Consider the following 15,254-nt stretch of genomic DNA (forward strand, 5'->3'; position numbering starts at 1 on the left):
TACTTTCTTAATAGTTATTACAAGCGATCCTCATCACGAATCATATCCACTGGAATAAACTCGAAATAGTCGATGGAAAACTCACGACCTGCGAAATCCACACTACGCATACGCAACTTATGTGCCCCATAATCTTGGAAACTATACTGGTTCACAATATAACGCAAAGCCTTATACCAATCCCTAAGCGGAATGTTATCATGTGCATACCAACAAGATTCAGGTGCCTTCATGTACCCCAAATTACGCATCATCTTATCATTTTCCACTCCATCGTCCGCAGTCGATTCATCAGCCACCCATCCCGTACGGGCATCGCCTTGCACGTCTCCGATTTTTAAATCGACAGGCGTCCCTGTGATAATCCCATCAAAATAGATTTGTCCCATTCCACGCCATCCTTCGGCATTATAGCCGATACGGAACTCCCAATTTCCAGGCGGAATAGGCAACAAGCGCAAAGTGAAGTCATAATTGTCCTTCATATTGATCTCGTCACCTTGGAAAGCCGCCCATCCTTGGCTTCCCCACATCAGGCATGAGCAAGCATCGTTAAATGTAAAATACTCCCCACAATAATCCGGAGTGACCGTATAACCATTTGCATCGGAAATATCCACATTATGCCAACGAATATTATTGTTAGTCAACTGCGGAGGTAGTGACATGGCATCGAAACGAATACGTTTGTGCAATACATCATTACGCATTACCGCGTCGTCATACACCAATATATTCTTCAGCGTATGGATGTAACCATTCAATGCTTCGATGTTGCTATTCGCCTCGTCTATGCCCACGTAATCTCCATTGGATTGTTGGTTAATCTTATTACCGGCCTTGATTTCCATGATGCGATAAGTGTACATGGTTTCATAATATTCCACCAGTTTATCCGCATACGTCGGATTAATCAACGCCGCCGGCGTATCAAACACCATGTCATTCGTGGCCATCTGACGGTTCAGCAAGTGATAAGCGACGAAACGATGTAACGGATTCTTCTCGCTCCTATAATTACCCAAATCCTCAGAACCGTAATACGTACGGGCATAGTTCTCCAAACTTACCAAAATCTCTTCGCGAGTATTACCCGTAATTCCTGCCTGCTTCAACAATTCATCCGGCTCGCAAAAAGCAGTCCAACCATAACGGCGGCTCGTCGGCACATGCAACTTATAGTCGCCATATTGATACATATCCGACCCATAAGTATTCACATAACTTTCATCATAAAGTTTCTCCATTCCTTCGTTCAAACCGGAAGCCTCATAAGCCATAGCCCATATAGTCAGGTTCTCGTTATTTTGCATCACCTCCAAAAGGGTCATTTCTGAAGGTTGGATAACCTTGTCCACCACATGGATTACTCCGTTATGCACTTCCTGATCCAAACGTTCCACACGAGCCTGCCCGTTTACCCAAATCTCCCGTCTGTTATCTGCCGAAGTTGTAAACGAAAGAATCAAATGACGCTCAGATAAAGTCATAGAAGACAAAGAACCGGCAACAAACTCCTGTGAAGTATATTCCGCAGTACCTCTAATCACACAGTTGTACACAATCTTTTGCGCCTCCTCTGCCGGAATGTCGTCCAAAGACTTATTGTTTGCCGACAAATAAGCAGCAATGGCGTCATTATTGGGCACAAAACAAGTATAATGGCCATAAACCTCCAATAAGGCATCCGCCCCACACTTGGTTATCAATTGGTAAAAATCCGACAATTCGGGGTCGTTCTGGCAAAATGAAGCTACCGTCTCTCCCGTAAACGTGTACATGGCATCAGCATCAATATCATCGCTATCGCAAGACACCTGTACGCCTGAGAGGCATAAGACCGCTACCGACCACAGCCCCCACTTAAATAATTTATGTATATTGTTCATAATCGTCAATTTTTAGAAATATCGTCCGAAGTTTTATAAAATGCGTTTTGTTCCAGCAAGGAGTTCAAACGTAATTCATCCTGATGAATAGGCATATAAATGGCTTCTTTGTCGTTAATCTTACTGAGTACTGTACTTTGGTTTAAACTCATAGCCACATATTTACGTAGCAAGTATGTGTTAACCAAAGCCGTCACATTACCTTCACGACGTGCCCGACGCACAATGTCAAAATAACGCTTGCCTTCAAAAAGGAATTCACGCTGACGTTCATCGAAAACCAAATCGCGAACCGCTGATTGCGGAGTAGAGGCGGGATATTGCACTTTTAAACTTCCAGATTCCAAATCAGGGTGCGCCCTGTCATAAGTATAAGAAACCATGTCCACGGCACCGGCAATGTCCCCCAACTCGACCAAAGCCTCGGCCTTCATCAAGTACACGTCGGCCAAACGGTAAACAATCCAATTGGACTCATTATTCCCGTATTGGAAATTATTGGACTTTACCTCTTCAAAATCCGTAGCATAACAATAAGACGTATATTTCTTAATCATATATAACCCGTCCTCTACATAAGACTGGGCACGGCGCATATCCAAGCCGTCCCACCAATCCTCTCCATTCTGTCCGTCGAAATCAAGCGAAGACAGCAACGGGGAAGAGTTATTGGAACTTCCATAAAACGTGTTGACCGCCCCATTGGTCGTATTGGGATCGAACTGCAATTCCCAAATACTTTCATCGGAATTTCCAGTTGCCGGGCCAAACACCGTATTAAAATAGGTATCAGCAGGTAAAAGAGCCAACGGATTTGTCGCCGTGGTCAGAATCTTATTGCAATAGTCTACACATTGACGATAATTCCCCCTCCACAAACTCATATCAGCAATCAAAGCCCAAATAGCCTTCTGCGTTACTCGCCCACGGGTATAGGCCGTGTTTTCACCATATTCTGTCACGGCCACATTTTCTACAGTCTTTAAGTCACGAATCAAAGTATCCAAGACATTCTCAAACGGAGTTTGTCCGACTTGAAATCTTTGCGTGTCGTCCACATAAGGCGTTTCCATATAAGGTATGTCCTTAAACGTGCGTGCCAACGTAAAATAACAGAATGCTCGGATTCCCTTGGCTTCTGCCAAATATTGGTTCAAGTCTTCCTCCGTAAAGTCCGCATCGCGTTCCCTCACCATTGGTGCGTTTTGAATCACCGTATTACAATAGTTAATGACCGTATAAAAATCATTCCACTTGCAATAGCTGTTGGCCTCGTTCAGGTTAGCATTCAGGATATAACCGATTTCCGTATCCGTCCCCAAACCATTTATCACATTATCAGAACGTAATTCACCCCATACAACCAAACGGCGCATGAAGCCGTCTTCCAACATAGCCCTATAACAGGCCCCCACGGCACTTTTCACGTCTTGCTCATCTTTCCAAAAGTCCTCGGCCACCATCTCGGACTGCGGCATAATGCCAAACCAGTCATCACAGGAAGCCGTGACACCCAAGAAAGGCAAACTTAGGAAGAAGACACCTATTTTATATATATACTTTTTCATCTCACATTTATTTTTAAAGGTTAAATACCTACGGTCAGGCCAAATGTAAAGTAGCGTGAACGCGGTGTACGATTCTTGTCCTCGCTCACCCCGATATTGTTCGGTGAAATTTCAGGATCTGCACCGGTATATTTAGTTATTGTAAACATGTTGTTCAATGTCAAGGAAAGATTGAGAGTATTCAGATGTGCCTTTTTCAACAACTTCGGATCGAAAGAGTAATTCAATGTCAATTGCTTCAAACGTAGAAAAGAACCATCTTCTACAAAGCGATCACTACCCAACCAGTTATATCCACTCTGGAAAAGAGCACGCGGGATTTCCGTCATATCCCCATCCTTGCGCCAACGCCAGTTCGTGGACACGGACTGATTCTCCGTGTTGTACATGCTCTCGGAATACATCCGTCCGTAATTAATAATCTTACCCCCCACGCGATAGTTGAAGAACACATTCAAGGAAAGGCGTTTCCAACGGATGGTCGTACCGAAACCACCATCGAATTTCGGGTTGGAGTTACCCAAATACACGATGTCCAATTCGTCTATCGTACCATCATGGTTAATATCTTCATAAATTGCATCTCCCCCACGGAAACGGTATTCATTCGTCGTTCCGTATGCGAAATACATCGGGATGGGGTCACCGGAACCATCCAACACCACATTGCCATTGGCATCACGCACCACCGGTGCCGTGGCATCCGGCTTATCCGGTTGGTAAGTATCGTATTGGTACACGCCCTTATACCGGAAGCCATAAATGGAACCGAAAGAGTTATTCACTTGGAAACGGTTCAAGTAAGACCCGTTCGAGTAGTTGAAGTCCGCATTATAGTTATGCAACACATTCTCATCCAAGTCAATAATGGTGTTCACATAGTTCGAAAAGTTCAAACTTAAATCTACAGACCAATCGCCACGCTTCACCATGTTGTTCGTGCTGAACTCTATTTCCCAACCATCATTGTCCATCGTACCGCCATTGATATAGGATATGGAGCCGAATCCCGTTGAAGACGGGATGGACTGGTCCTTGAACAACAAGTCATCCGTACGACGGTGGTATACGTTCGCCACCAAACGGTAACGCCAGTCGAAAAGGCTCAAGTCCACACCCAAGTTATAAGAAGTAGAACGCTCCCATTTCAAGTCTGTCAACTGCAAAGAGGCAGGTTTGATAGCCGGAATGTCAATGTAGCTCGTCCCGAAACTATTGTAACGGGCATAATGCAAGTACTCGTAGTCCGGACGGTTACCAGTCACACCATAACTCAAACGCAAGGCAAACTCATCCATCCAGTCATCCGCAAAATCAAAGAATTTCTCTTCTGAGATAAGCCATTTCACCGATGCAGAAGGGAAGAAGCCCCAACGGTTACCTGGTCCGAAACGCGTACTGCCATCCCAACGTGCAGTCACATCGAACACGTAACGGTCAAGCAGGAAATAATGGCCCTGCAAAAGGAAAGCCATATTGCGCCCCTCGCTCCGCTCGCTCTTGAACGTATTCAGATGCCCCAAGTTGGTCACGTCCGTAGCCGAAGTGGAAGCTAGCCCGTAACGTTCAAACTCTTGGTTCCTGGAATTGGCCATGTCCATTTCCCATTTCCCGTAAAGCATCAGGGAATGTGCCTCTGGAAGCTTGGGCTGCCATGTCAAATCATGAGCCGTGTAGATAGAAAAAGCTTCGCTCTCCTTTCCGTATGCCTTGTTCACGCTCCCGTCGTTCCAATTCTTGGATGTCGTCTCACGCGGCAAGAACTTGGTATCCTTGACATTTTCAGAGTCGAATTTGATATAACCCGAGTAACGGAGTTTGGCTTCGCCTGCGGGATCCAAAAAGTCATATTGCAAACGCAAGGTGGGCATGATACGCATGCTTGTCTGTTGATAAGAAGCCAAATTACCGATAGCCACGGGATTACGCAAATTCTTTTGGGCATCATCCAACTGCGAATTTTGCGCTATATTGAAATAAACATCCGTGTTATTTCCATTGGCATCCTGCCGGAAAATCGAAGCATTCGGCATGCGCTTGCGGGCAATGTTCAAAAGATTGTCCTCACCGTAAGGGTCATCCGTATAGTTCTTGTCATTATCCGTATAAGTGATGGAAAAATCCGCTGAAAACATCATCCGCGAACTTACGTTGTAGTCCAAATTCATACGGTTGGAGAAACGGGTCATTTCCTGGCCGATAATGGTACCCGTCTGGTTATAATAACCGAACGAAGCACGGAATTTGGCCTTATCACCACCACCGCTCACCGAAAGGTTGTGGTCGTGGGTAAAACCATGCTTGATGACCTCATCCATCCAATCCGTATTGTTGTTAAAGTTCTCAAAATCCTGAGCCGTTCCGTATGCAGAAATGAACTGTGAACGGTCATAGCTAAACTCTGGGATATTGCAATCTTGTTGGGCACGATTGAAATAAGCCTGTTTCATGAGCATCGTGTAATCATCGCCATTGAGCAATTCCGTACCCTTCGGCTGGGTATAACCTGAAAAACGATAGGAATAGCTTACACGTGTAGGTCCTGTCGCACCCTTCTTTGTCCGGATGTCAATCACACCATTGGCACCGCGGCTTCCCCAAATGGCCGCCGCCGCACCGTCTTTCAAGACTGTGATTTCTTCGATGTCATCCGGACTGATACACAACAAGGAGGCAAACTCTTCCTGGTCGGCCGAAGCGAAGTCGAACGAATCGTCGATATTACTTTCAAAAGGAATACCGTTCAGCAAGATAAGCGGCTGTGAATTGGAATTGATAGAAGTGATACCACGGATACGCATCACCGTGCCACTACCCAAGTCACCCGAATTGGCCACAATATCCAAGCCCGCGATACGTCCTTGCAAGGCATCGTCAATGGAAGGCACGGACACCCCTTCGATGGCTTTCGTATTAAACTTCTGCATCGCACCGGAATATTCCCGCTCGGGAATAGCCAACGCACCGCCACCTGTCACCAACTTAGATGCTTTGACCTGCACTTCTTTCAGCACATTCTGTGTCTCTAATTTCACATCAAACTTCCGTGTCGCCCCAATAGGCAAGGTCTTACGTTTATAACCCACAAACGAAAAGTTCAAAGAATGGGACGGGTCTTTCACCTTTAATGAAAAGTTTCCGTTAAAATCCGTCAGGGCAGATGAATATATACGTCCGTTCTTGTCCTGCTCCACGACGGTGGCTCCGATGAAACCATCAGGTTCATCATCGGCATAAACCTTACCGGTGACAATTACGCCACCGCTTTGGGCATAGGCAGCTCCCCCTAAAAGGAAGAAAGCCAACCACAATACCACTGATTTTATCTTATTTTCCATAACCTATCTGATTATTTTTTTATTAACGATAGTCTACTACATGATCCACCAAGTGGATGACTGCGTGAGAAGAAGCCGTAATTTGCGTAGCCGCCTTATAGTCGCTATTATTTACGATATAATCACGCGTAAATACATTATAATTATTCTCGTCCCCCGTCACCACATGAGCCTGTGTTCCCGTGTTCTCGGAAGTAAACGTCAACTGGTTGCCATTTCCCGATACATTCAAGTACACAAAATGGTTGTTTTCATCACGGGCAGCCGTGGCATACGAACCATTATAAGAAATGCCGTCCCCCATGGGAAGGATACCGTCCACGAAATGGTAACGCAGGAAGTTCAGCAAGTAAAGCGTCTTTGCTTTTTTCTTGGCCGGATCGGTTTCAGCCGCAATCCGCTCCCAAGTCCATAATTCCGGGTCTTCGGCAAAAGCCTTGTCCAAGGCTTCTTTAGTGGGAACCAATACCGTATAACGGAAGTTGTTGAACGAAGTAACAATAGGACCAAGCCCAGATGAAGAAGTCGTTACATCCAAATCAAAAATAGGCTCCACGTCCTCATCCTCTTCAAAATAAGCCCATACACGTTCGTCGCCCTGCAGCAATTGATAGAAAGCCGCATAGGCCTCGTGTGTCTCAGCATCAGCCATCGTGTAATACACCGACTTATAAGAATCCTGCAAAATACGGTCGATAAAGAACGTATGCCCGTTGGTCATTTCATAACGTGCGGGATTACCATCTTCCAACGCAACCACATGAGCCGAAGGCCATCCCATTTCTACATCACCGAGCCCTTTGACCGACAACGCGCTGCCAACGCCTTCTGCCTGCAACACGGCACCGCCTTTAGTCAGGAAATAAGGCTGAGTGCCTTCATCCATATAACCGGAAAGAGGCTCTGTTTCATCATTGGCCACAACAATGTGCATGTCCAACAAATCTTGTAACCGATCGTTTACTTGATTCCGCTCATCCCCCGTTTCATCATCCAACGTACGAAGGAGTTCTCCTTTGTTTCCATTTTCATCCACGGCATACACATCGGCTACGACACGCCCCATGTACACCCGGAACGACCATATTTCACGATTGTCGATCTGTTCATTCGCCCAAATGGCCCATGTAATGGGATCGCGATAATCAGCCAAAGCTTTATCTGTGGGCACTAACAAATTGTAACGGCTATCAAGCGAACGGAGATAGAAATGGTATTTCAAGTTGTAATCATTGTCCACATCGTTCTTAATGGCCGGCGACATGATTGTCGTGGAGTCAGAAATCAACACCGGAGCATACACGCTTTGGTAATCCACAGGCGCGAACACTTTGTTGGTCACATAAATCAATCCGTTGTTTGCCGGAATAGTTTTCACTACATCGTTTTCCGTAATCCCCAACTCGAAACCTGCATTATCAGACATAATGTCCCAATTATGCGGCAATGCACCGTTGAACGAACGCTGTTGATGATTCTGCAAAAAAGCAGAAACCACAGTCGTGTACACACTGTCCCACTGTGGAAATTTGTCAGAAAGGAACTTACCTTCTTCAGATGTCCAATATTCCTGCATGGCCTCATTCGTAGGTACAATCATCACTCCCATATCGCCATTACCGCCATAGGCATGTGAGGCAGGGTCGTAAAGTAACGTACCATAACCATTGATATCCACTTTGCCTTCCGGGTCAGCATTAAAATCCGTTTGGTTGAAATAACGTTTGACAAACACGGTAGAATCTTCGTTAAAAATACCACCATATGCAGCCGCCAAATTGGACTGAATCGCCCCGTCATAATATGGGAAAGAGAACATGTCCAACAATTCAGCAAACTGAGAAACCTCAGGAGTAGAAGTGATAACTTCTGCCATGTTCGGCAAAGGTGTCACCACACCGTCGGCCAAATGCAAATAACCGTTCTTGCAAGTCACATCCTTGTTCTGTGCCTGCACGTGAATACCATTCACATAGAAACCGCTTGCGTCCCAAGGCATTCCCCACCCTTTGGAAATTACATTCCAATCGGACTCCGTAAGGTTGATTCGAGAAAAATACTGAGGCGTAAAGAATACCGACATTCGGTTTCCATTATCTGCCAAAAAAGTACCTCCTTTTCTTTCAAAACGCTTCCAAAAACTTGTCTTTGGCATATCCGCATAAGAAACATAAGGAACCGTGTCCAGTAGAGTCGCAGATGAAGTCCTACGCACAGCAGTACCTTCGCTCAAACCATCTGCATCAGAGGTGATGTTTGCCAACATATTGCTCAAATATGCCATGTTAAGCATTGTGGAATTGAACAAATAGCGTTTCTGCGAAGCCGGAAGATTATGTACGAAATCTGCCCCGCCGCCATGCATTCCATTTTCACGGAAATAATCGGCAAAAGCCTCATCGGTAGCAGGAAACAGAGTCTTGCTACCCGTGCGGCGCAATGTCTCTTCATAACCCAAGTCTTTCACGAGTGCCAAATAGCTCGTGTACTGACCGCTTTTCTCCAAATACTCGTAGATATTCTCACCCAACCAAGCAGGAGCCTCGTCATCATAGATGTAGTCATCCTTGCACGAACTGAACAAAGACAAGCACACCGCAGCACAAAGGCAAGCGTTCAGGTTATTCATCTTATGTTTTCTCATATCTTATTAATTAATAAACTGCTCATTTAAGGAAAGTCTGGATTGCCATAAATAGGCCTTCTGACATATAGCGTACGACCCACATGGTATTGCATTTAGCACTCAGACACAATAAAGATGTCAAGGAGTTCCATGATATTATTTTTAACAGTCCGACAATGCCACAGCACGTACCTTTTCCTTTTTATCCTGATACAAAAGTAAGCACAAAGAAGCCATACAGAAGACAAAAATGCGTCAAAAAACGAAATTCATGCTTCAAAATAGGCTGAAAAACACAATAACGCACGTTTTTACCATTTTCTCACGCAACAAAGACTGTTAACTTCCCCAAGCATTAACGTTAAGTGTTTTCTCAACACTTTATAACACCTCCAAACCGAGATTTCTGTATTCTTAACACTCACAAGGAAGCACCGGATTAACGCCAACCACACAACCACAGGACACGACCTTGGCCGTCGCCTCCAGACATAAAATCAAAATGTAACTTCTGCCCCATCGAGAATCCGATATTTCCGCCCGACACCAAGGCCAGACGGAAATATCGGATTCTCACGCATCGGGATTTTATCATTTTGAAAAGGAGAAGGAAGAAGCGGCGACATTCCGCAATGGACAAAATCCTGTTTGTCCGTACACGAAAAAAACAATGAAAGCATTCTATCGCTTCCACGAACATTTTGCACTCCGTTTTTCAAGGATTTTTTTGGCCAAATAGAAGAAAAAAGCAAGGATACCCCAACCAGAATCTCCTTTTCCTTCACAAAAACATCATCTCTTGCGGCAGACATCCCCAAATTGTGCGGCAAATGATTTTTCGCTTTGCTCCAAATGAAAAATCGCTTGCCGCAAGAAAAACACTTAAAATGAGGAAAAGGAAGGAAAAACGGGATTTTTCACCACTGATTTCCGTATCAGGCCAATATATTTCCGCCTAAATCAGCGTCTCCAAAAAGATTAGAAAGACCTTTCTGCTAACTTTCCGGCATAGAAAAGCCGCATCCTGTTGCAAAAAGACAGGATACGGCTTTTTACCACCTTGGCTGCACCCTACACGGAAACAGCCGACATCACGGCATTACCGCAAATCCAAAATCTTGCCTTTGGGCTTGGCCGTCAACTCAAACTCCAACGTGCCCCCCTTCATGATGTCTGCATGCTTCAGCACATAACCGTCCAGTTTACGCCCGTTCAACCTTATGGACTTCACATAGACCGCGCCAACCCCGCCCTTACGCTTCACAACGATGGCGAACTTCTTTCCACCGGGCAGCATGATTTCCGCATGGTCCACCGTGGGGCTTCCTATCACATACTCTCCCGATGCCGGGTTTACCGGATAGAAACCGAGGGCAGAGAAGACATACCAGGCCGACATCTCGCCGCAGTCGTCGTTGCCCGCATAACCGGAAGAAGAAGTGTTGTACAAGGTACGTTTGATATGGTCCACCAACTGTTGGGTCTTGGCCGGTTGGCCGGCCATGGCATAAAGATAGGCCACGTGATGGCTAGGTTCATTGCCATGGGCATACAGGCCTACGAAACCGGAAGCATTATCGTTTTTCTCTCCACTCGTCTGGTCGGAAGTAAAGAACTCGTCCAACCGCTTGCAGAAAGCGTCTTCACCACCCGTCAGTCCAATCAAATCCGGAATGTTTTGCGGCACATACCAATAATATTGCCATCCGTTCCCTTCCGTAAAAGGATATCCCCCGTTTGCCCCATATTTATAGGGGTCGAAAGGCAATATCCATTCGCCCTTACTGTTCTTGGGTTGGAAGAATTTCGTCTCGGGATGATGCAGGTTGCGGTAGTAGGCCGAACGCTTCATAAAGAACTCATAGTCCTTGGCCTTATTCAAATGCTTGGCCAACTGCGCCGCACACCAGTCGTCGAAGCTCTGTTCCAAGGTGATAGACACCGATTGCGTCTGCAAGTCCTCCGGCATGTAACCGTATTGATCCCAAATCTCGAAAGGGGAATTGAGATGGGGAGTCGTCAGACTCATTTTCACGGCTTCATACGCTTTGTCCACGTCGATGCCCGGCAGCCCTTTCAAGATGGCATCTGCCACAACGGGCACGGCATGGTTGCCAATCATGCAATAATTGTCCTGCCCCCACAACTGCCAAACCGGCAGATACCCGTAATAGTCATATTGGCGTATCATGCTGTTCACAAAATCCGTGGAGCGTTCCGGTTCCAACATCGTATAAAGCGGATGGGCGGCACGGAAAGTATCCCACAAAGAAAAAGTGCTGTAATGTACCTGTCCCACGGGCAGACGGCGCACGGAATAATCCGCAGCCATATACTCCCCATTCGCGTCGGACATCACATTCGGCTGAATCATAGTATGGTAGAGTGCCGTATAGAATATCTCCTTCTCATGCTCCCCGCTCTCTACCTGCATTTTCCCAAGCTCCTTGTTCCAAGCTTCGTATGCCTGCGACTTGATGGCATCGAAAGATTTTCCGTCGGCCTCCGTACGCAGGTTCAGACGGGCATTCTCTATCGAGACCGGCGAGATGGCCAGTTTGCATTCCACCACGTCCTGCCGTCCGAAATCGAAGACAGCCTTAAGGTTCGTGCCGTTCACCACCGCGATGTCCCGGTGCGTCCGGTTGTCGTTCATCATCTCCGAAGCCACGATGGGTTGGGAGAATTCCGCATAGAAGTAGATTTTACGCAATTTACCCCAACCGGTGATGATGCGGTAACCCTCGATGGCCGACGGTCCTACCTGCCGTATCTGCGCATTGATGACGCGCCGTCCCCAACTGCCTTTGTTGGCCGAGTGGTCCAAGTCGAGAAATACCTTGGAGGCTTTCTCCTTATTATAATAGGTATAGCGGTGTACGCCTACACGTCCGGTGGCCGTCAGCTCGGCATTGATGCTGTCGTCCTGCAACAGCACACGGTAATAGCCCGGCACGGCATCCTCCTTCTCGTGCGTGAACCTCGACTCCTTGCGGTTCTCGTTCATGGGGAGCATGAGGATGTCGATGAAATCCGAAGCACCCGTCCCGCTCAACCGCGTATGCGAGAAGCCGAAAATCGTCTTGTCGTTATAGTCATATCCCGAAGCCTGCCCCCAGTCCGGCGCTTCGCGGGTATCCGGCGAGAGCTGCACCATCCCGAAAGGTACGGTGGCACCCGGATAATTGTTTCCACTCAGGCTCTGCGCCACCGCGCCCGTTCCGATAAAAGGATCCACATAACGGGCCACATCTTGCGCCGAAACGGCATGCCCCAATCCGCAGAGGGCCAAAGCCCACAAATATTGTTTCTTCATGATTTCCATTATTTAAGTTCTATCACATCACCTTTTTTCAAATAAGCCACCACGCAACGGTCCCCGTCCAAGTTGGACACCCACTTTTTCCCATTCAGGCGGATTGCATAATCCTTTCCCTCGGGCACTTGCAGGCGGAACAGGTTGTCCGCCGTGGCCTTCAACGAGGCTTTCACCACCCGGCTATCTTTCCATTCTGCCGACACTTCGGCACCGCCTTTCACGCAAAGTCCGGAGAAGCTGCCGTCCTTCCATTCTGTTGGCAAACAGGGCAATATCTCCACATAACCTTCGTGCGCCTGCACCAGCATTTCGGCCAGTCCGGCGGCACCGGCAGCGTTCCCGTCGAAGATGAACACGTCAAAAGGCGCACCGGCAATGCCTTCCGGAGATATGGTCAGCAAGTTTTCACGCGCAAAATCGGTCAGCAAGATGTTCAGGCTCTCTTCTGCCTTGGCCGCATCTTTCAGGCGGGCATAGAAGCATACCATGTTGGCCCGGCTCCATTCCGTGTCCTCCCACCCCTCGGCAGCCAACCGGTGTTCTATGGTGGTGCGCACGGCTTCCGTCAACTCCGGGTCTTTCCCGTTTGTAATCTGGGAGTAAGGATAATAAGCCAACAGGTGTGAGGTATGGCGGTGGTTGGGATGCGCCTCTTCATAGTCCTCATACCATTCGCACAAACCTCCGTAACTGTTGACACGGAACGGAGGGAATTTGGCCAAAGCCAGGCGCAGGGAGTCGGCAAAATCCTTGTCCACGCCCAAAATGTCGGAAGCCTGCACGCAGGCCGACATGATTTCATGGGCCAACACTCGGTCGCAGGTCGTCATCATGGACGCTCCAAGCTCCCACCCCTGATAGCGGAAAGAATTTTCGGGAGACACGCAGGGGCCTGTCACCATATAGCCCGTGTTGGGGTCTTCCACCATGTAATCCAACAGGAACTCGGCATTGCCTTTCAACAAAGGATAGGCCGTGCGGCGCAAGTAATCCTTATCCAACGTGTACTCATATTGCGTCCATAAATGGGTCGCCATCCAAGAACCGGCCAACGGGAACAGTCCCCAGCCCATTCCTTCTGAGGGAGCCGTGAACCCCCAAACGTTCGCCACGGTATGTGCCGTCCAACCCTTGCAGCCGTAAACCGTGCGGACGGTCTTGGCACCGTGGCGGGCCAAGTCGGCGATGTAGGTGAACAGCGGGGCATTGCACTCGGCCAAGTTGCCGACGTTGGCCAGCCAATAGTTTTGTTCCGTATTGATATCCAAATGGTAATCGCTTGTCCAACACATGTTGCAAGCCAGATTATCATTGAAGAAACCTTGCAAGGCAATGGGCAACGGCGAGTTTTCACGCGAAGAAGCAATGGTCAGGTAACGACCGTATTGGAAGAACAGGGCCTGCAAGCCGGCATCTTTGTTTCCTTCGCAAAGGGCCTTCCATCTGCGGTCCACCGGAACGGATTTTTTGGAATCGTCGGCCAACTTCAACGACACGCGGGCAAACAACGGTGCATAATCCGCCACATGTTCCTCCTTCATCGTTTCGAACGGACGGGCAATGGCTTCCCCTACAGTCTTCTCGCACAATGACGCATATTGCCCGTTCTTGTAATCGGTACGCACATCGGCCACGATGGTCACGGCATCCGCATGCTTCACGCGCACCGTCTCTCCCGCAGCTTCCACCTCGCCGTTGTCTACCTTCACCACGACACGTCCCTGGAATTTCACACCTCCCGTCCCCAATTTAGGAAACAAAGCCTGCCCGTCGAACACCAACAGGTTTCCTTCCGTGCGCACCTGGGCCGCCGTAATCATCTTCATCCTCATATCAAAAGAAACGGACTGTTTCTTGTCCGCAGTAAAGTGCATCACTACGGCATCTTGGGGGTTGGAAGAAATATACTCACGTTTGTACTTCGTACCTCCTTTCTTAAAAGAAACCGTCGCCACCGCATTCGTCAAGTCCAACTCACGGCGATAGTCCTCCACGCCTCCCTCTTTTCCGGCATAATCAAACTTGATTTTCAAATCGCCAATCGGCAAATGGGTGCCGAAAGAATGCGGCGTTCCCACCAGTTCGCGGCCGGCAATCCCGTTCCCTTCTATCAGTTTGCCCGCAAAAAACAACTCCCTCAGACTGTCCAACCGTGCCCGCCCGAAAGGCTTCTCCTGATTCGGGTCATATTCCCCGGCCCACATGCTGGACTCGTTCAGTGCCACCGTCTCCTCGTCCACACCGCCAAAGACCATGGCTCCCACCCGGCCGTTACCGACGGGCAGGGACTTCATCCATTCATCCGCAGGAGCATCGTACCATAAACTTGTTTCCTGGGCGGGCAACTGCAATACAGGCACACACGACAGGAAACCCAAAATAAATCTCAGTTTCTTTTTCATATCATCGGATTGTTTAGTATTCACAAAAATACGCACTTCCTCTTAACATAAGTCGCACCTGTATTTCTTATTTTAATAGAAATAGCTCCAAAAACATAGAATAAAGCATGAT

7 protein-coding genes are annotated in these 15,254 nt (G+C 47.7%); all 7 read right to left on the minus strand.

The window, feature by feature from the left end; all coding sequences use genetic code 11:
* Nucleotides 1–17 precede the first annotated feature (17 nt).
* The 7 genes from HMPREF9442_RS06190 to HMPREF9442_RS06220 all read right to left on the minus strand — a co-directional run bounded on the left by HMPREF9442_RS06190 (nucleotide 18) and on the right by HMPREF9442_RS06220 (nucleotide 15,142).
* Complete coding sequence (locus HMPREF9442_RS06190; RefSeq protein WP_008626510.1) at nucleotides 18–1,889, minus strand: fasciclin domain-containing protein; 1,872 nt, start codon at nucleotides 1,887–1,889, stop codon at nucleotides 18–20.
* Nucleotides 1,890–1,894: 5 nt separating this feature from the next.
* Nucleotides 1,895–3,457 (minus strand): RagB/SusD family nutrient uptake outer membrane protein, encoded by a 1,563-nt coding sequence (locus HMPREF9442_RS06195; protein WP_008626511.1) that lies wholly within the window; start codon nucleotides 3,455–3,457, stop codon nucleotides 1,895–1,897.
* A gap of 20 nt (nucleotides 3,458–3,477) precedes the next feature.
* A complete protein-coding gene (locus HMPREF9442_RS06200) occupies nucleotides 3,478–6,795 on the minus strand; it encodes a SusC/RagA family TonB-linked outer membrane protein (RefSeq protein WP_008626512.1) in 3,318 nt (1,105 codons plus the stop codon).
* A gap of 22 nt (nucleotides 6,796–6,817) precedes the next feature.
* Nucleotides 6,818–9,439, minus strand: coding sequence for a fasciclin domain-containing protein (locus tag HMPREF9442_RS06205; protein ID WP_008626513.1), 2,622 nt, complete (start codon nucleotides 9,437–9,439; stop codon nucleotides 6,818–6,820).
* A 421-nt stretch (nucleotides 9,440–9,860) separates the two neighbouring features.
* Nucleotides 9,861–9,998: a hypothetical protein gene (locus tag HMPREF9442_RS16190; RefSeq protein WP_157183528.1), complete on the minus strand. Its 138-nt coding sequence runs from the start codon at nucleotides 9,996–9,998 to the stop codon at nucleotides 9,861–9,863.
* A 522-nt stretch (nucleotides 9,999–10,520) separates the two neighbouring features.
* On the minus strand, nucleotides 10,521–12,746 hold the full coding sequence (locus HMPREF9442_RS06215) for a GH92 family glycosyl hydrolase (protein WP_008626526.1): 2,226 nt from the start codon (nucleotides 12,744–12,746) through the stop codon (nucleotides 10,521–10,523).
* Nucleotides 12,746–15,142 carry a glycoside hydrolase family 95 protein gene (locus tag HMPREF9442_RS06220; RefSeq protein ID WP_008626527.1) on the minus strand — a complete coding sequence of 799 codons (2,397 nt, stop codon included), beginning with the start codon at nucleotides 15,140–15,142 and terminating at the stop codon, nucleotides 12,746–12,748. The genes HMPREF9442_RS06215 and HMPREF9442_RS06220 overlap by 1 nt, the downstream gene beginning before the upstream one ends.
* Nucleotides 15,143–15,254: the final 112 nt, after the last annotated feature.

The organism is Paraprevotella xylaniphila YIT 11841 (assembly GCF_000205165.1).
GTDB classification, from domain to species: Bacteria; Bacteroidota; Bacteroidia; order Bacteroidales; family Bacteroidaceae; genus Paraprevotella; species Paraprevotella xylaniphila.